Annotated in this window: 18 protein-coding genes; 12 read left to right on the forward strand and 6 right to left on the reverse strand. The window is 40.8% G+C overall.

Annotated features, from left to right (window positions below; all coding sequences use genetic code 11):
* Nucleotides 1–21: 21 nt before the first annotated feature.
* Nucleotides 22–546, reverse strand: a complete 525-nt coding sequence (locus B3600_RS06045) for a hypothetical protein (RefSeq protein WP_046671657.1) — start codon at nt 544–546, stop codon at nt 22–24.
* A gap of 302 nt (nt 547–848) precedes the next feature.
* Between B3600_RS06045 and B3600_RS06050 the strand changes: the two genes are divergently transcribed.
* From B3600_RS06050 to B3600_RS06080, 7 genes are all read left to right on the forward strand, one after another.
* A complete protein-coding gene (locus tag B3600_RS06050) occupies nt 849–1,088 on the forward strand; it encodes a hypothetical protein (RefSeq protein WP_286752392.1) in 240 nt (79 codons plus the stop codon).
* Nucleotides 1,066–1,362, forward strand: a complete 297-nt coding sequence (locus tag B3600_RS06055; protein ID WP_112373707.1) for a hypothetical protein — start codon at nt 1,066–1,068, stop codon at nt 1,360–1,362. The genes B3600_RS06050 and B3600_RS06055 overlap by 23 nt, the downstream gene beginning before the upstream one ends.
* 404 nt (nt 1,363–1,766) lie before the next feature.
* On the forward strand, nt 1,767–2,369 hold the full coding sequence (locus tag B3600_RS06060; protein WP_046673894.1) for a TetR/AcrR family transcriptional regulator: 603 nt from the start codon (nt 1,767–1,769) through the stop codon (nt 2,367–2,369).
* An 80-nt stretch (nt 2,370–2,449) separates the two neighbouring features.
* Nucleotides 2,450–5,203, forward strand: a complete 2,754-nt coding sequence (locus B3600_RS06065; RefSeq protein ID WP_286752393.1) for a TonB-dependent receptor — start codon at nt 2,450–2,452, stop codon at nt 5,201–5,203.
* A gap of 22 nt (nt 5,204–5,225) precedes the next feature.
* Nucleotides 5,226–6,500 carry a parallel beta-helix domain-containing protein gene (locus tag B3600_RS06070; protein WP_286752394.1) on the forward strand — a complete coding sequence of 425 codons (1,275 nt, stop codon included), beginning with the start codon at nt 5,226–5,228 and terminating at the stop codon, nt 6,498–6,500.
* A 2-nt stretch (nt 6,501–6,502) separates the two neighbouring features.
* The gene (locus B3600_RS06075; RefSeq protein ID WP_286752395.1) at nt 6,503–7,582 is read left to right on the forward strand and encodes an SO2930 family diheme c-type cytochrome; all 1,080 of its coding nucleotides are present in this window, start codon (nt 6,503–6,505) and stop codon (nt 7,580–7,582) included.
* A 21-nt stretch (nt 7,583–7,603) separates the two neighbouring features.
* Nucleotides 7,604–9,016 carry an aldehyde dehydrogenase family protein gene (locus B3600_RS06080; protein WP_286752396.1) on the forward strand — a complete coding sequence of 471 codons (1,413 nt, stop codon included), beginning with the start codon at nt 7,604–7,606 and terminating at the stop codon, nt 9,014–9,016.
* A 67-nt stretch (nt 9,017–9,083) separates the two neighbouring features.
* On the opposite strand, the gene B3600_RS06085 is transcribed toward B3600_RS06080, so the two are convergent.
* Complete coding sequence (locus tag B3600_RS06085) at nt 9,084–9,449, reverse strand: response regulator transcription factor (RefSeq protein ID WP_286752397.1); 366 nt, start codon at nt 9,447–9,449, stop codon at nt 9,084–9,086.
* A gap of 487 nt (nt 9,450–9,936) precedes the next feature.
* Between B3600_RS06085 and B3600_RS06090 the strand changes: the two genes are divergently transcribed.
* Nucleotides 9,937–12,459: a cation-translocating P-type ATPase gene (locus B3600_RS06090; RefSeq protein ID WP_070564720.1), complete on the forward strand. Its 2,523-nt coding sequence runs from the start codon at nt 9,937–9,939 to the stop codon at nt 12,457–12,459.
* Nucleotides 12,460–12,604: 145 nt separating this feature from the next.
* On the opposite strand, the gene B3600_RS06095 is transcribed toward B3600_RS06090, so the two are convergent.
* From B3600_RS06095 to B3600_RS06110, 4 genes are read right to left on the reverse strand one after another with little or no spacing between them, the layout of a single operon-like run.
* A complete protein-coding gene (locus B3600_RS06095) occupies nt 12,605–13,543 on the reverse strand; it encodes a glycerophosphodiester phosphodiesterase family protein (RefSeq protein WP_286752398.1) in 939 nt (312 codons plus the stop codon).
* A 3-nt stretch (nt 13,544–13,546) separates the two neighbouring features.
* A complete protein-coding gene (locus B3600_RS06100; protein WP_046673900.1) occupies nt 13,547–14,062 on the reverse strand; it encodes a shikimate kinase in 516 nt (171 codons plus the stop codon).
* 5 nt (nt 14,063–14,067) lie between these two features.
* Nucleotides 14,068–15,252 carry a BT_3928 family protein gene (locus B3600_RS06105; protein WP_046673901.1) on the reverse strand — a complete coding sequence of 395 codons (1,185 nt, stop codon included), beginning with the start codon at nt 15,250–15,252 and terminating at the stop codon, nt 14,068–14,070.
* A gap of 7 nt (nt 15,253–15,259) precedes the next feature.
* Nucleotides 15,260–15,802 (reverse strand): DUF1599 domain-containing protein, encoded by a 543-nt coding sequence (locus B3600_RS06110; protein WP_046673902.1) that lies wholly within the window; start codon nt 15,800–15,802, stop codon nt 15,260–15,262.
* A 302-nt stretch (nt 15,803–16,104) separates the two neighbouring features.
* Between B3600_RS06110 and B3600_RS06115 the strand changes: the two genes are divergently transcribed.
* From B3600_RS06115 to cysM, 4 genes are all read left to right on the forward strand, one after another.
* Nucleotides 16,105–16,902 (forward strand): HipA family kinase, encoded by a 798-nt coding sequence (locus B3600_RS06115; RefSeq protein WP_046673903.1) that lies wholly within the window; start codon nt 16,105–16,107, stop codon nt 16,900–16,902.
* Nucleotides 16,880–17,263: a DUF3037 domain-containing protein gene (locus B3600_RS06120; RefSeq protein WP_046673904.1), complete on the forward strand. Its 384-nt coding sequence runs from the start codon at nt 16,880–16,882 to the stop codon at nt 17,261–17,263. The genes B3600_RS06115 and B3600_RS06120 overlap by 23 nt, the downstream gene beginning before the upstream one ends.
* Before the next feature lie 120 nt (nt 17,264–17,383).
* Nucleotides 17,384–18,193 carry a serine O-acetyltransferase gene (locus tag B3600_RS06125; protein ID WP_046673905.1) on the forward strand — a complete coding sequence of 270 codons (810 nt, stop codon included), beginning with the start codon at nt 17,384–17,386 and terminating at the stop codon, nt 18,191–18,193.
* 5 nt (nt 18,194–18,198) lie between these two features.
* The gene (gene cysM, locus B3600_RS06130; protein WP_286752399.1) at nt 18,199–19,071 is read left to right on the forward strand and encodes a cysteine synthase CysM; all 873 of its coding nucleotides are present in this window, start codon (nt 18,199–18,201) and stop codon (nt 19,069–19,071) included.
* Nucleotides 19,072–19,099: the final 28 nt, after the last annotated feature.

Here is a 19,099-nt window from a genome sequence, read left to right on the forward strand (position 1 = left end):
GTTATTTGTATCCGCGTTATACTATTTCAAAACGAATTTAAATCCTAAAGAAAAACGCGACGGTTCGAAATTAGAACCATGAGAAAGATTCCACCAAGGTTTCCAGTCGAAATGCATGGCTAATGGTGCCGAAGGTATTTTGAACTCTAGACCCAAGGCTGGACGGATCGCAAAGTCAGTATGTGTTTTTCCATCTTTCCAATGGTAGTCGTCATACCAGTCGTCGTGCCATTTACCATAATCAATAAATGAAACTTGTGGACCAACACCAATGTACCATGAAAGACCTCGAGATCCAGGAATACGTTTATTGTATGAATAATCCACACCGATAACAGTAATATTGTCTCCAAATAATACTTGTGCATTTCCGGCGTCATTTCCACCAAAATTGTGTTTTATCTGTGGACCGAATAGCGTTTGACCATCGCCGACGTCTATTCCAAGACCAATGGCTGTCCGATAGGGAGTTTGTGCGTTTGCTTGCTGATGAGCAGCAAATAGTAGCGTAAAAAGTGTTAGAAAAGGTAGAATTACTTTTTTCATGATAATTTAAAAAAATATTAGTTGTGCGTTTTCGATTAGAAAACTTTCGCTGTTCAAACAAATAGTTTGCCAAAGATTTTTTTAATATTTTGATAAACAATAAATGATCTGTAACTGCTTCTTTTTTAATGTCTTTTTTTGTGCATAATCTAAAAATAAAGCCAACCGTTTTTGCTAGCGTGTGTTCTAATCACAGAAAGTCTGTTTTTTTAAGGTATAATTAGTGCGCTGGACTATTTTTTATCGATGAACTATTATTAGATGTTATAAGACAGCATGTAAGATGCTACAAAATACGGAAAATGGAGAAACTACAAATCAATACCGAAAAGATTGAAGAATGGATTGCAGCGGGATATGATGTTCTTCAGGATGGAAAATTAATTAAAGTTGAAGGTGATCTACAGGGATTTCTACAACAGTTTGCTGATGATACAGCAGATGGAGGACCAAAAATATATTTGTTGAAGGAGCTGCTTACCTGGCCAGAGGAAGATTTAAAAAAAATAGAAATGGGTTATGGAACAGATGAAAATACCTGAAGATAAAATTGTGCCACTGGATTTTGATTCAGAAGAATTACCTTTTGAAATTCGTGAGCTACGTCCTGTTGTTTTTAAAGAAGAAACATCGTATTGGTGTTTACTGGGGCCCGATCCGCATCAAGGCATTTTCGGAAACGGTGAAACGGCTTTAGATGCATTAGCCGACTGGCTAGAAAATCTGCAGGTACGTTTAAAAACCGGAGACGAAAATGATGAAGTAGCGAATTACGCTCGGGAAAGCCTTAAGGCATCAAATCGTGATGTGTGGTAATATTTTGTATTTATAGCAGAATCTTCCAATATACATTGGAAAGAGTCGGTTAGTTGAATATAATAGGATAATTTCTCAGTCTAATCGGACTCTTACAGCGTACATTAGCTGAATTAACAGTTGGGTTAATTTGATTACCATCTTATGCTCTCGAAACCTAAAAACGAGAGATATGTTGATGAAAAGAAAACTGAACCTTTAAAAATTGACAGTAAAGACAGTTTTATAGCGAATTATCTGAATAAGATCGCATACTTCTTTTATTTAAAAATCAATTTATCTATGTTTGGAGTAACATGTTAAGTCTGTATGTGGCTGACTTTTAACAGTGTTGGTTTTGCATCATAATATATTTTTCAATTTTCANNTGAAAATTGAAAAATATATTACTAACTTTATTTTAGATGAACAAAAAGGAACAGGTCAAAGAAAGAATTGGACAGGCGGCCATGGAATGTTTCGAGCGTTATGGATTGGAAAAAACAACCTTGGAAGACATTGCTAAAACTGTGGGATTGAACAAAACGTCTCTTTATTATTATTACAAGAACAAAGAGGATATTTTTATTGAAGTAGCCATACGAGAGGGACAATCTTTTATCGATACATTACAAAAAAGTACATTGAAAAAGAAGGGCGTGGAGAATCAGATTTCTTTTTATTTAGAATCGAGATTGAACTATTATACCAATGTGCTCAATATGAACAGGGTGTCTGTCGAATCACTTGATAAGATTTTACCTCGTTTTTTTGAACTATATGATGCCATGATGGTGCAAGAGAAAGCTTTTCTTACGAAGCTTCTTACGCAAGCCATTGCACATGAAAAATTGGATCTAACAGATCCTGAAAATATAGCTTCTGTACTTATAAATTTTGCTAATGCATTAAAACATAGTACAGAACAACAGGCAATACTGAAGCGGCAGGTCGAAATTGACTATGCACAAAGTCTTCGGGATACCAAATTTCTAGTCGGCCTAATTTTTAGGGGACTTAGAATCTAATTCTCGATTGTCCATTTAGGAGAATCATGGTGGGTAAGGTGAAGCATTGAAGCGATAATAATACGCTAACCAATATAAACATGAAAAAAATTGCCTTATTAATCCAGATTCTCTGTATCTGTGTGCCATTTAGCTTGTCTGCACAACAGATCATCAATGGGCAGGTCAGTAATAGCTCGACATCCGAGCCGGCCTATGCCGTTTCGATCCACGTAAAAGACGGAAAGGAAGGTACTTTTACAGATGATCGAGGGCGTTTTCAGCTGAAAACAAACAAACCACTACCCATTACGCTCTATATTTCCGCTATTGGATATGAATCGAAAGAAGTTTTGGTGAATAACCTGTCATCGCCTTTGCGTATTTCGTTGAATTTGTCCCCCATTTTGGGGCAGGAGGTTGTTGTTTCTGCAAGTAGAACCGTACAGAGTAAACTATCCGCTCCAGTAACAATTGAGCAAATGAGCAGCAAAGACATTCGTAATGCTGCACAATTAAATTACATGGATATGCTTCAAGGTTTGAGGGGAGTCGATGTTACCGTATCCAGTATTGGTTTTACCAGTGTTACAACGCGGGGATTTAATACCAGTGGGAATACCAACTTTACGCAGATCGTAGACGGGATGGATAATCAGGCGCCCGGTCTGAATTTTCCGCTCGGGTCAGTCATCGGGCTAACCCAGCTTGATGTCGATAATATAGAGGTGCTGTCTGGAGCATCTTCGGCCCTGTATGGTTCAAGAGGATTGAATGGTACGATGGTGGCCACAGGCAAAAATCCGTTTAAATATCAAGGATTAAGTGTACTGGTAACTCAAGGTGTAAACCATATTAATCCTAAAAAAAACAATGATCCGGTGCCTACGTCACCTTACTATGATTGGGCTATCCGCTACGCAAAACAAATGGGGAATAAAATTGCTTTCAAGCTCAATGGCCAGTATACACAGGCAAAAGATTGGGTAGCCAACGATGAAACCAACAAAAATGGTCCGGGGACAGCGCTGACAGATCCAAACTATAATGGAGTTAACCTGTATGGCGGAGCGACTTCGACCGATATCAATCCCTTTTTGGAAGGTGCACTGCAGGGAAATCCGGAATTGGCCCCCTTAATCGAACCCTTACTGAAAAATCCGAATTATGTTGCCCGGACTGGATATCCTGAATATGGCTATCTCGATAATAGAGCCAAGCTCTTTAAAATCAATGGTGAATTCCGTTACAAGGTTTCCACAAATATTGAAGCCATAGCTTCAGCCACTTTTGGTACAGGCAATATTGTGTATACCAACGATACGCGTTATCAGCTGAAAGGATTTAAGGTAGGGCAATATCGATTGGAACTTCGTGGAGATAAATGGTTTTTCAGAACGTACACAACCCAGGAAAATTCAGGGAGAACACTGGTTGCAGGGCCGACAGCACAATATATTAATGAATCGTGGAAAACAAGTTACGATGGAGGAACAGGTGGCTGGTATCCTGAATATACTGCTGGTCTCTTAAATGCACTTGCTTCGGGTACTTCACTCACAGACGCTCATTTAGCAGCGCGCACGCTAGCCGACCAAGGACGTGCAGAACTCGGAACACCACTGTTCAATAGACTGAAAGACAGTATCAGCAATACACCAATATCGCAGGGCGGAACGCTGTTCTTGGACCGCAGCAAATTATACAATGCCGAAGCACAATATAATTTCTCCGATCTCGTGAAATTTATGCAGGTGATTGCAGGTGTCAATTGGCGTTTGTACAATCTAAATTCAAAAAATACATTATTCCCAGATAAGGATAAGCCAATTCATGTAAAAGAGTACAGTGCATACCTGCAACTCGCCAAAAAAGTATTGGACGATCGCTTGAATATTGCTACCTCATTCCGTTACGATAAGAATACGTTGTTTGCTCAACCAAAATTAACTTCACGGGCATCACTGGTGTTTGATCTGTTTCATCAGAATTATTTACGCCTTTCTTATCAGAATGCGTATAGTTTCCCCTCCAATATACAAGCTTTACAAAATACCTTAAATGGTTATAATAGCTATTCCTCCGGTGGTTCATCGCTGCTGTTGATCGATAATTATCAGTTTGACCGCTATCCTCCTTATACCTTGGAAAGCGTGCAGAAGTTTCAGCAATCGAACGATCCAACCGTACTTCAGAAATTTAAATTTGATGATATTAAACCGCAGTCGGTTAATGCTTTCGAACTGGGTTATGCAGCTATGTTGGGTAAGCGGGTGATGATCGATGTGTTAGGCTATTTTTCAACTTGGAAGAATTTTATTGGCTATGCCAATGTTGCTAATACTCCTGGAAGCAATGATTACAATGCGTTTAAAGATCATGCAACCTATGTGCAGTATAATATCGCCTTTAATGGCGGAGAGACCGTAAATACCTATGGATACGCCGCTAGTCTTAGTTTGGATCTAGGTCGGAATTTTGTAACCAAGGCCAATTATTATTCTGACTACCTAAAAAATAAAAACAATAGTCAAATTAACAACTTCAATACACCACACTATCACTTTAATTTTGAATTCGCGAATAGTGGCTTTGGAAAAAAACAAGTTTGGTCGTTTAGTACTTCCTTACGTTATAAACCGGGCTACTATTATGTCGTGTCTGGGGGGCTTGCCGCAGGCCAAGTGCCAAGCTCGGCGGTGATCGATGCACAAGTGAGCTATAAGTTTGTTAAGGCTCGTTCCGGAATTCGCATTGGCGGAACCAATATTACAAACAAATACTATTCTACAGGTATTGCTAATCCACGTATAGGTGCAGTATATTATGTCACTTATGCTTATAATATTTTCTAATCAAAATTAAATAAATCAGACCATGAAAAGATATTTAAAACAATTGATCGGTATTGCGGTCACAGCTCTCTTGATGTACAGTTGTGCCGACCAATCGAAAGACAGTTACAAAGTCCTAACGTTTACTCCTGGACAGGAAGAGGCTATTGAGGAAGCTTTCCTCTCCATTAAAGATAGCACCAACATCGTGCTAAAAGCCGGGAAATACTCCTTCGATAATTTGAGTATCGCACAAGTAAATCATATTAAAATTGAAGGTGAGGGCTATGATAAGACAATTATTGATTTTTCCAGTCAAACACAGGGGGGAGAGGGAATACGGGTTACCGATGTGAAAGGTTTAACGATTGGGAATATGACCATTCGTGATTCAAAAGGAGATCTGTTGAAGATAAACAATAGTCAAGACGTTGTCATTTCAAACCTTCATAGTATATGGAGCTCGGCCGATTCTACGAGTGGTGGATATGGGATTTATCCTGTGCTCTGTAAGAATGTGCTTGTCGAGAATTGTTATGCCGAAGGGGCTTCAGATGCCGGTATTTATGTGGGACAGACAAAAGGTGTTATTGTGCGTAAATGCAAGGCAACGAAAAATGTGGCTGGATGTGAAATTGAAAATACAACAGATGCTGAAGTTTATGATAATGAATTCTATGGAAATACAGCCGGATTTCTGATTTTTGATCTGCCTGAACTTTCACAGCGGGGTGGAAGAGTAAAGGCGTATCACAATAAAATCTATGCTAATAATTTTAAAAATTTTGCCAAAGGTGGGAGCTTCGGAACTTTCTGGGGGGTAGGGAATGCATCACCGGGAAGTGGTATCATTATTCTCTCGACATCAAATATCGAAATTTACGATAACGTTATCGAACAAAACAATACCTCTGCGATTACGATCGCTTCAGGCTTTGCAGTCGATGAAAAAGCTGGAGAACGAATCAATGCAAATTACTCTCCAATACCCACACATGTTAAAATTTATAGAAACACCATTAAGATGGGGGATAAATTCCCGCAAGCAGCATATGAGCATCGTATCGGTCAATTGATTATTGCTACCGAAGCCCAGTTAAATAGCGTTGAGCCGGATCGAAAAAATAAGCGAATTCCAGCCATATTGTATGATGGTATCACCAGTAATGTGATCACGAATGGTCGCACTCAAAACCCAGATTCCATCTGTATCAATCAGCCGGGTGAGAATATGTTTGTAGCCGCAGATTTTAGTCACGCAGGTCAACCAGCGAAGTGGAAACCCTCAAGTAATGTACAACCTTTTCAATGCAATTAACCGTGAAACCAACAAAATTTGCCCTCGTCTGTACCGGAATATTGAGCGTGATCCTGCTAGTGCTGCAACAGAGCTGTCGGCAGGGACAAAAGAAATCATCAGACCATGGGGTTGTTTCTTTTGAATTTAAAGAACGACTGTCCGAATACGGCTTTTTTACTGGAAAACTAAATCAATTAATCGCAAGAGCCGATATCTTGGGCTACGATCTGAGTACACCTCTATTTTCTGATTATGCCGTTAAAGACCGCTTTATTGTATTGCCAAAAGGGGGGAAAATGGGCTATACAGAACATGGTCCGTTAGATTTTCCCGACTCAACAATTATTATAAAGAATTTCTCCTACATCAATGAACAAAAGCAAAAAGTATTGATAGAGACGCGCTTACTGGTGAAGGATCCAGCTGATCATGCCTGGAAAGTGATGAATTATCTGTGGAATGATGCGCAGACTGATGCGATGAAACACATTCGTGGTGCTAAACTACCGATTACATTGATCGATCATGCTGGCAACAAGCATACGACAAACTACATGGTACCCAATACCAACGATTGCAAACGCTGCCATAACAATAGTTCCAAGCTGATGCCCATAGGTCCAAAAGCCCGAAACCTCAATTTTGTGCGATTAGGCGATTCGATCAATCAACTCGCCAAATGGGTTTCTCTTGGTCGGATGGTCAATATGCCCAATCTAAAGAGTGTACCGCAATTGCCCATATGGACTGATGAAAACAAATTCAGTTTGGAACAACGGGCAAGAGCCTATTTAGATGTGAACTGTGCGCATTGCCACACCAAAGGGGGAGACGCTTATAATACAGGGCTTTTCCTGGATTATGATGTGAAAATTCCTTCACACCTTGGTATTGGTAAAGCTCCTGTTTCAGCTGGAGGTGGAGCAGGTGGCTTGGATTTTGATGTGGTTCCAGGAGATGCCAAGCATTCTATCCTGCTTTATCGGATGAATAGTGTGGAACCGGGTACAGCTATGCCGGAGTTGGCCAGAAGTATAATACATCAAGAAGGTGTGGATCTGATTCGTCAATGGATCGATAATATGCCGTCAAAAAAATAATAATATTGATCTTCAATTGGTATGAACAAAGAGACATCAACCGATCAGATCGGTTTAATATTTGAACAGCAGCAGCTTTTTAAATATGAATTACGGTCTAGCAGTGCAGAGGAACGGATAAAGAAACTCTACAAGCTAAGGGCGCTTATTGAAAGTCATGAGGATTTAATCTATGCGGCGCTCGAAAAAGATTTACGGAAGTCACGAAGTGAAGCCGCCATAAGCGAAGTATTGTTTATTTACGGTGAAATAGCATTTGCAATACGACATTTACGAAAATGGATGAAGCCTAGAAAGGTTGGTCGCTCAATGACCAATTTTCTTGCTAAAAGCACAATTACCTACCAGCCTAAGGGTACAGCGCTTATTATATCGCCTTGGAACTACCCATTTCAGCTCACCATGAGCCCCTTGATTTCAGCTATTGCAGCGGGTAATTGTGTGATTTTAAAGCCCTCAGAACATAGCCCATTCACATCGGCAGTTATTGGGGAGATCTTGACCAAAGGATTTGACCAACGGGAATTGGCCTGTATTGAAGGTGAACAGCATGTTTCCGAAGCACTATTAGCGCTTCCTTTTGATCATATTTTCTTCACCGGGAGTCCGGCGGTAGGCAAACTGGTTATGCAGGCTGCCTCCCGCAATCTCAGTTCCGTGACCCTGGAACTTGGTGGAAAATCTCCCGTTATACTAGATGAGACTGCAGATTTGGAAATGACTGCCCACAAAGTTGCTTGGGGGAAATTGATCAATGCGGGGCAGACCTGCATTGCGCCAGATTATGTTCTTTTGCCTAAAGATAAGCAGGATGAGTTTGTAAACTATTATCTAAAGGCGGTTAAAAGTATGTTTTTCACCGGTGATGGGCAGCTGGATCGAACAGTTTACGCGAAGATCATTAATCAAAGGCACGCTAGTCGTCTTGTTTCATTAATCACCAATGCAATAGCATGTGGGGCAAAACTGCGCGAAGGCGGACAATTAGCCGATGATCTGACATTAAGCCCTGCATTGTTGATCGATGTGAGGGCCGACAACAGCATTATGCAGGAAGAAATATTTGGCCCCATACTTCCCATAATAACCTATGAAGACCAAGAAGAGGCTCTAGCACTGATTAATCGTGCTGAAAAGCCTTTGGCTTTGTATATATTTAGCAATAACAAGTCCAATATTCAATATATCCTCCAACAGGTGTCCTCTGGAGGTGCTTGTGTGAATGACGTTTTGATTCATGTTTCCAACCCTCATTTGCCTTTTGGTGGTGTCAATGGCAGTGGCTTGGGCAGCTGTCATGGGCAGTTTGGCTTTAAGGCATTTTCACATGAAAGAGCTGTCATGTTTCAGTTTAAATTTTCAGTTTCTACGTTGATTTATCCACCCTATGCTAAAAAGAACAAGGTTTTTAAATTATTGAAGAAATGGATTTAGTCACTTGAAACGGTGTTTCAATAAAGACAGCTACCCTGCCCGTTAGAGCCAGCTATCCGGGAAGGATTTAGTTGCGATTGTAGCTTGTCACTCGATTGACCCGCAATAGGAGTTCTTCCGGGCTAAACGGCTTCACCATAAAATCTGAAGCGCCAAGATCAAAAGCTTCAATGACGACTTCTTCTTGTCCCATGTTGGACAGTACAATGACGGGGATTTTTTTCTCGAGCTTTTTTATGGAAGAAAGTACTTCTATTCCTGAAGCAAACGGCATCATAATGTCGGTAATGATCAAATCGAGATCCATTGTATTGAGCTTTTCAATTGCATCTTTTCCATTGGTGGTAGTGATAACCTCATGACCTGCCTTGATCAGTTTGTATTGAACTGTCCGTAATATCAACTCATTATCTTCTGCAATTAAGATGACCATCTTATTTTTATTATTAATATACTACTATGGAGGCCATAACAAGTTTAGATCCTATTCCATATCCTGACGATAGGTACAGAATATTTTACAATATATGTTTAGTTTTCAGCTTCTGTTTGTGTTTTACATGGTCTGAAAACATAGGTAGCAAAGAAGGACTTCAATAGCAAGAAGCTGTCCTGGTATTATTGGAAAATGATCGCAAAATTGCTTTCGGCTAATATGAAATTCAATGTCCCCAAGTGAATTTCTGCGCAAATATAGGATTGTAATAGAAATATTCAATAAAAGAAAAGCAGTAGAAGGTGAATTTTATGCTAATCTGTTGTTGATGAGTTTTGTATCCTTCCTTTTTTACAAAAAGTAAAGGCTGAAAATTAAAGATTGTAACATGATGTTACGGATAAGGGAGACGATAGCTGACAGATGTTTTAATCCCTGTATACCAGAATTATTCATTATATTTAATCAACCTAGTTCATTCGATATGTCATATAATATTCCCGAGAATCTGAAAGGTCTTTCCGCAACTGAGGTGCATGCCTCCCGAGCTAAATATGGTTGGAATCAATTGAGCGATAGCCACAAGAATACATGGTTTGAACTGCTTGTGGATATTTTGAAGGAGCCTATGCTGATTCTATTGATTATCATCTCGATGATTTATGTTTTTGTGGGGAATTACGGAGAGGCCGTATTTATGTTTGTCGCTATTGTTGCCGTTACGGCAATTTCCTTTTATCAGGACAATCGTAGCAAAAAAGCCCTGGAGGAACTTGAAAAGCTGAATGAACCATTAAGCACTGTGATTCGAAATGGGAAGGTTAGTGAAATTCCAACACATGAGATTGTTGTGGGCGATCTCTGTATTACAGAGGAAGGTCGAATTATAAACGCTGATGGTCGTATTTTACATAGTAACGATTTTTCTGTCAATGAATCTTCGCTGACAGGGGAAAGTTTTTCGGTCTTTAAGGACAGTAAGTCCGAGGATAATCTGGTCTACAGTGGGACAGTTACGGTCTCGGGCCTGGCCGTGTTTGAAGTTACTGAAATCGGTAAAGAGACACGTGTTGGGAAAATCGGTGAATCGATAAAGAATATCAAAGAAGAAATTTCGCCATTGCAGGTGCAAATCCAAAAGTTTGTAAAAGCAATGGCCATTGTCGGTATACTCATTTTTTTATTCGTATGTATATACAGTTTTATTGATAGTGGTAATTTGGTGGCGAGCTTGCTCAATGGACTTACGTTGGCGATGTCTGTGTTGCCAGAAGAGATTCCTGTTGCATTTACGACTTTTATGGCGCTTGGCGCATGGAAGCTCATGCGTGAGGGGATTATCATCAAAAGAAGCAGTATTGTTGAGACTTTGGGCAGTACGACGGTGATTTGTACCGATAAGACCGGGACTATTACAGAGAATTCCATGCAATTGAAATACCTCTATAATTATGCTACGGATTCATCTTATGATCAGGAAAGGTTTGATGAATCCGATTTAAGAGAGCTTATCGATTATGCGATGTGGAGCAGTGAGCCTGTGCCCTTCGACCCCATGGAAATTACGTTACATAAAATATATGAAAAAACGCAAAAGCGGGACCTCAGAAAGGAATATGCACTATTTCATGAATATCCTTTAGAGGGTAAACCGCCGATGATGACCCATCTTTTCGAAAATACAGGAAAAGATCGGATTATTGCTGCCAAAGGGGCGCCGGAGGCTATACTTAGCGTATCCAAGCTGTCCGATAAGGAGAAAAATAAAATTAGGGCTATTGTTAAATCCTATGGAGCGCAGGGTTTTCGCTTATTAGGTGTGGGGAAAGCGACATTCGAAGGCAATAATTTCCCTGCGAATCAACAGGAATTTGAGTTCCAATTTTTAGGGTTGACGGTATTTTATGATCCGCCCAAAAAGGGTATTCAGGACGTGTTTCAAGATATTTATGATGCGGGGATTAAAGTCAATGTGATTACCGGCGACAATGCCGATACGACTCAAGCAATAGCAGCTCAGGCCGGAATTCGTATTTTGTCTGCGCCGGTCAATGGCAGTGAAATCGTAAACAAGTCCGAAGCTGAAATTATGGCGATAGCAGAGCAAACAACGCTATTTACCAGAATGTTTCCGGATGCTAAACTGGCCATTGTAAATGCCCTGAAAAAGAAAGGCGAGGTCGTGGCGATGCTTGGCGATGGGGTGAACGATGGCCCAGCATTAAAAGCAGCCCATATCGGCGTGGCAATGGGCAATAAAGGTACTGAAATTGCAAAATCAGCCGCGGCATTGATTATCACAAACGACGATTTACAAAAGTTAATAATCGGTATAGCCGCCGGAAGAAGGATTTACGCAAACATCAAGAAGGCGGTTCAATACATTATTTCTATTCATATCCCCATTATTTTGACCGTATCACTCCCTTTGTTTTTAGGCTGGGTATTTCCACAGATTTTTAGCCCTGTGCATGTGATTTTCCTCGAATTGGTCATGGGACCTACTTGCTCGATCGTATATGAAAATGAACCTATTGAAAAGGATACCATGAAGCGGCCTCCTAGAGCTATGAGCGACACTTTTTTGAGTATAAATGAGCTTGGAATCAGCATTGTTCAAGGCCTGATAATCACCATAGGAATTCTTTTTGTTTATCAATTTGCTGTTCAGCAGGGGGGAACCGAGGAAAAAACAAGGGCTATGGTTTTTGCTACTTTAATCTTTGCCAATATTTTACTGAGTTATGCCAATCGATCTTTCCATTATAGTATCCTGGAGAGTTTTAAAAACCGAAACTTGCTGCTCGTTGGGATTTCGATCGCTGTGCTTCTATTTTTAGCGGTGATATTATATGTTGCTCCGGTTGCCCAATTTTTTGCTGTAACAGCCCTAAGTGGATATGAATTGGGAATAGCGCTGTCCGTGGCTGCAGTATCCGTGTTATGGTTTGAGGTTTATAAATTGATCCGGAGAATTTCAGTTCAAAGAAAATCTGATAAATCTTAATATAAGATTAGGATTTGAAATTTACACTAACAGTGATTAGCTGAAAGGCAGCCTAAGCTCATGATGCGATGTAGTGTCAAGTGCGATATTTGATGGCGAAATGATTTCTGTAGTGATTTGAGGTGGAGAAATGATGTTATCAGTCTTACTGAATAAATTTCGAAGTAATTCCTCTTTTCTTAATGTAGAAATTCAGCGCTCGCCCTGCTTCCGTAGGTCGATCTGTACTTAATATGTCTGCGCCGCGATCAATAAACCCAGCATAAACTTGAAAGCCTTTTTTGTCGGCCTGTTTGTCCAAGTTCCCCAGTGTACCCAATATGCACATGATGCCATGGTCATGTAGTATTTTGGTTAATACTGGATCTGCTTCACGTGTTCCGACGAAAGCTAACAAGCGATTGTCGGGTATATCTTTTTCATTTAGACGAGCAAGGTCCTCAATGTTATTGACCGAAGCCGAAATCATGATGTCGCTCGCCAGACTGTGCACTTTGGCTGCTTGGTTGGCACTATACGTGATGATGACTACGCTGGATTCTGCCCTTTGTTTGCGAATAGCGTTGATAACGGCTTCATAAGGGACATCATTTTTAATGTCTAAGGTGAAGATTACCTTTCCTTTTCCCCAAGCAAGTGCTTCTTCCAGCGTAGGGATCCTATAGGGCGTTATCTTTTTGTTATTGTCCAATAGACGAAGACTTTTGAGCTCAGCCAATGTGCTGGCGTTCACAGTCCCTCTACCTGTGGTTGTTCGGTTTAGCGTATTATCATGCATTAATATTAATGCTGAGTCTTTACTGATACGAACATCACATTCAACAAGGACTGGCTGCAAGCTCGCATTATAGGAAAAAGTTTCGATTGCATTCTCCGGGTATCCGGATGCGGGGCCCCCACGATGCAAACTGACCAATGGATAACGATTATCATCATAGGTCAAAAACTGATATAATTCCTCCACATTTTGGAGCTGTATACGTTTACCCACCGGCAAGCCATCCGTATTGGCTCCATTACGAAAGCAACTGCTTACGATAAAGCAGATCAATAAAAGGAAGTAGTGGGGGGTACGTATATTCATTGTCTATCTATTGTACTGATTAATCAAATCGGCCAGTGTCTCGACACTCGTGTTTAATTGGTCAATCGTCAAATGTGCCTGTGTATAATAAGGTTCTCTTTCGATCAACTTTTCTTCAATAAATAGCCGTAGTTCCTCCGGTGATTTTCCGATCAGAATGGGCCGTTTGTGTAATTTAGATTGAGAAAGACGGTCAAAAAGTGCTTTGGGCGACATCTGTAAGTAGACGGCATAACCATTCGCCTTGATCCATTCCATGTTATCAAAGAAACAGGGGGCGCCACCACCCGTAGATATTACGGCAGCATTCTCCGCAAATTTACGCAATTGCTCGCGTTCTAATGTCCGGAAGGCGTCTTCACCATGCTGACTAAAATATTCGGTAATGCTCATGCCAATTTGTTTGACGATTTCCTCATCAGTGTCGATGAAAGGGAGCTCGAGTTTGGTGGCAAGTTTCTTACCCAGGGTAGTTTTTCCACTTCCCATATAACCAATCAAAAATATAGGTTTAGGCATAGGTACTATTTGTCTTTACTTAGAAATTTATCTTCAATGGTTTTGGCATCCGGAAAATTATTATAGTGCCATTTTCCGACGACGTTGCCTCCTTTTAGGAGCAGTACACCAGGATTTGCTCTCACCATGCTTTTCAGAGGAATGAGATCGGCATAGAATATCTCCGCAATTAATTGCATTTTATCACTCAGATATTGCGCGTCTTTGGATGCAGAAGCAGTCAATAGAACAACGCGCAGTCCATTATAATCTTTTGTTAACTGAATGGCTGTCTGATTGATCTTTTGGATAGCATCAATATTGGTCGAAGAAAGATCTTTTGCAACGATCACAAGGTTATAATACGGGTTGGCAATGATTTCCTGTGTATGATCTGCACCATCAGCGTCTGTAATTAAGAGATCAGGAATAGGGATGTCATATCCTTTTTTTACTAATCTACTCTCAGGCTCACCTATAATTTCCCATGATTCATCTTCCCATAGCTTGTCAGCCATATAGACTTTGTCATTGACCTTTTTGGTTTCGCCCGTCTTTTTGTTTTTCATGGTATAGATTTGCTCAAAGACATCGCCTTGTTTGCCTTCAGGTAATACCATTAATGAAGGTAAGTTGTTGCCAACTTTGTAGGGTAAGAAATCAATAAAGGGAAGGTAGTTTACGGTGTAAACACCAATACCTAAGGAGATGATCGCTGTAATCAAAGTAGCAACGAATTGATTGCCTGATCCTTTGATAATTGATCGTAATTGTTTTCGGTTAAAAAATATAATAAGGATCAAGGCCAAGAGCACCAGATCTTTAGAAAATGATTGCCAAGGTGTGAGTGGGATGGCATCGCCAAAACAACCACATGAGGTCACGACCTCAAAAAATGCCGAATAGAAGGTTAGAAAGGTGAAAAACAGGATCAGCAGCAGCAGGCCCCAGGCAACGGTATTTGCATAAACCCCAAGTAATAAAAGTGCGCCTAACAAAATTTCAAAACCACATATCACCACGGCCATGGCAGTGGCGTATTCATTAAAAGCTGTGAGATGAAAGACCTCAAAGTATTCCTGAAGCTTATAGCCAAACCCTGTCGGGTCATTTGCTTTAATAAAACCGGAGAATATGAACAAAAGTCCCGTAAAAATCCGGCAAAATCCTAAAAGATAATTTGTTTTGGTACGCTGCTGTGTGGCTGTCATAATCCGATTATTGTTGTGCAATTCCTAATTTAATTAATGCAAAAACTGCGTAGTTGAGCATATCTTGATAGTTGGCATGGATGCCTTCAGAAACAAGGGTTTGCCCATCATTATCTTCAATTTGTTTAACGCGGTGAATTTTCATCAAGATCAGATCTGTCATGGAAGAAACACGCATATCGCGCCATGCTTCACCATAATCGTGGTTTTTGGCAAGCATGAGATCTCTGGTCTCGGTAACCTTTTCGGTATATTTCTGATTCACAAAAGTTGGATCCAGATTTTCTTCACCATCTTCACCCAAATCAATCTGAATCATGGCCATGACACAGTAATTGATAATACCGATATATTCGTCGACAATGCCTTCGCCAACTTTGGAAACCTTTTTGATTTCTAGCGTGCGTATACGTTGTGCTTTAATGTAAATCTGGTCTGTAATGGAAGATAGGCGCATAATCCGCCAGGCCGTTCCATAATCTTTTGTTTTTTTAATAAATAAATCCTGACAATGTTTGATAACATTGTTATATTCCTGAATGGTATCCATATTGTTGATTGAAGAAACTTGATGAGACAAGTTGTGATTACACTACAAATATAATTAGAAAATAATACTTCCAACGGTCAAATGAATGTACAATTTGTGCTTTATTGCTAAAATATAAGCAATAATTTTGGATATTACCACACTTAATAGTTCGCAGGGACAAAGAGTAGCGGCATTGTGCAAGTACATGACGTGAATTTCTCGTTTCCTATAGCTGCAAACGTTTAAATATAGGTAACTTTAGATAAGTTTGATCAGTTTGCATGGTATTGCCAACTTTGAAGATCGTAAAAATATAATTCATGGATTTTAAACAACCTGTTATTAGAGATGTAGAGATCATCCGATATGTTCAGCCATTTCGGGAAGGAGGGTCTTTGCCCGCATTAGTCGATGCCGATGACGGCTTTAGTTATGTTATAAAATTTAGAGGGGCAGGTCAGGGACGAAAAGCATTGATCGCAGAACTGATCGGTGGAGAGCTAGCAAGATTGCTAAAATTGAGGGTTCCCGAAATTGTATTTGCGGAGCTGGACGAATCCTTTGGCCGTACAGAACCCGATGAAGAAATTCAGGATCTGCTCAAATTTAGTGTAGGCAAAAACCTGGGACTTCATTTTCTGAGTGGAGCCATCACATTTGATGCGAATGTTGATGCCATCGGCGCGGAGGAAGCTTCGAAAATTGTCTGGTTGGATTCTCTCTTGATGAATGTAGACCGTACGGTTCGGAATACAAATATGCTGATATGGCATAAAGAACTTTGGTTGATAGATCACGGCGCTTCCTTATATTTTCATCACAGTTGGGATAACTGGGAAGAACAATCCCTAAAACCATTTGTTCAGATTAAAGATCACGTACTGCTCAAAAATGCGAGTATGGTGGAGAAAATAGATCAGGAATATCGTTCCGTTTTTACGGAAGCGGTATTTCGTGGAATATTGGCGGTGGTACCCGATGAATGGCTGGAAGATGCCGAACGTGAGCTCTCCGCAGCCGATGCGCGCGAAGTGTATGTTTCTTTCCTGAAACAGCGTGTAGCCAATTCATCCATTTTTGTAAAACAAATAGAAGATGCCAGAAAAGACCGTATATGAGTATGCTGTGGTACGTTTGATACCACGAGTGGAGCGAGAGGAATTTATCAATGTAGGCGTAGCTCTTTATTGTCGTAAGTATCGTTTTGCGAAGATGGTTTATCTGGTCAATGAACAAAAAGTGCGTGCTCTTTGCCCGAATATCGAGTTGGAGTTGATCGAAAATCATCTGTCTTCCTTCCAGCGAATCTGCCACGGCGAAAAAGATGCCGGTAAACTTGCCGAGTTAGATATCACTGAACGGTTTCGTTGGCTCACAGCGAAGCGGAGTACCCTGATTCAATGCTCGGCATCACACCCCGGATTATGTGAGGATCCCGAAGCAACATTGAACGAGCTGTTTGAACGCTTGGTTCGCTAAGCTAAAAGATATGCTCTGCTCATCAAATGAGCTCAATGATCGGCAATGGGGCTAAGTTTTGATAATAAGGCTTAATCTATCAATATTGTATAGTATATTTGTTTTAATAAACTAGTGAAGATGCATGATTTTTATCAACATATCTATGAACAGCAATTGGCTGTTCTAGAAATGCCTTCTAACAAGAAGATCTGCGGCTGGGCTATCCGAATTGTGGATGTGCTCTTCCCCGAACGAAATTCTAGCGAGATGAAATCGGTCGATGATGTGAAGCTCGCTTTTGAACAATTTGAATTGGAGCTTGAGCAGCTCCTGAGCAAATCCAAAGCTTGTCAAAGCTGCAATCACTCGGAAGTAGCGCACCAGTTTTTTGAACGGATTCCACAACTTTATGAATTGATGTGCTGGGATGCAGATGCATTGATGGATGGCGATCCTGCAGCACAGAATAAAAGAGAGGTTGTACGTACTTATCCCGGTTTCTTTGCGATCTGTATTTTCCGGATGGCGAACGAACTACATCGCCTGGGTGTTCCTTTGATACCGCGCATATTGACAGAACATGCGCATTCCAAAACGGGAATTGATATCCATCCTGGAGCAACAATAGGCCATCATCTGCATATTGACCATGGCACCGGATTGGTTATCGGTGAAACCTGCACCATCGGTAATTATGTGAAACTTTATCAGGGTGTAACCCTGGGGGCCCTGAGTGTGGATAAGGTGTTTTCCAATGTAAAACGCCACCCGACAATTGGCGATCATGTTATTATCTACTCTGGAGCCACAATCCTGGGCGGCGAAACACACATCGGCCATCATTCGGTCATTGGCGGGAATGTCTGGTTGACAAGTTCTGTCGAGCCTTACACCACCGTATACCATCAGGCTACATCAAAATTTATAGATTCAAAACCAATAATATAGATACCATGGGAAATATCATAGATACCATAGGAAATACACCCTTAGTCGAGATTACACAATTTCATACAAATCCCAAGGTGCGGATCTTTGCAAAAATGGAGGGTAATAATCCTGCGGGCTCGGTGAAAGATCGTGCAGCACTCAATATGATCCGTTCGGCGATGGAGCGGCGCGATATTACAAAAGATAGTAAATTGATCGAGGCAACGAGCGGTAATACGGGGATCGCACTTGCTATGATCGCCGGTATATATGGACTTAACCTCGAGCTTGTGATGCCAGCTTCTTCAACGCGGGAGCGAACGCTTACGATGGAGGCTTACGGGGCGAAAGTTACTTTATTGGAATCCATGGAAATATGTCGCGATTATGCAGAAGAAAAGGCCGAAAAAGAAGGCTATTTTATATTGAATCAATTTGCAAATCCAGATAACTACGAAGCACATATCAAAACAACGGGACCTGAAATCTGGCGTGATACTGCGGGGAAGATTACACATTTTGTAAGCGCCATGGGGACTACGGGGACAATTATGGGAAATTCCATCTATTTGAAGGAAAAAAATGCAGCCATTCAGATCGTAGGCTGTCAGCCCACTCCTGAATCTTCCATACCAGGCATACGGCGTTGGCCCGAAGCCTATCTGCCTAAGATTTTTGATCCAAGCAGGGTAGATCGCGTTATCGATATATCCCAACAGGAGGCAACAGCGCTTGCCCGGGAACTTGTTAAGCGTGAAGGGGTTTTTGCAGGAATGAGCACCGGCGGAGCTTTTGCAGGAGCACTTAAAATTGCAAATGAAATCGACGAAGGCCTTATTGTATTTATTGCCTGTGACCGAGGTGACCGCTATTTGAGTTCAGACCTTTTTGGCTAAGAACCCATACGAACAATACCAAGCCCAC

Source organism: Sphingobacterium sp. UBA2480 (assembly GCF_002341965.1).
GTDB lineage: Bacteria > Bacteroidota > Bacteroidia > Sphingobacteriales > Sphingobacteriaceae > Sphingobacterium > Sphingobacterium multivorum.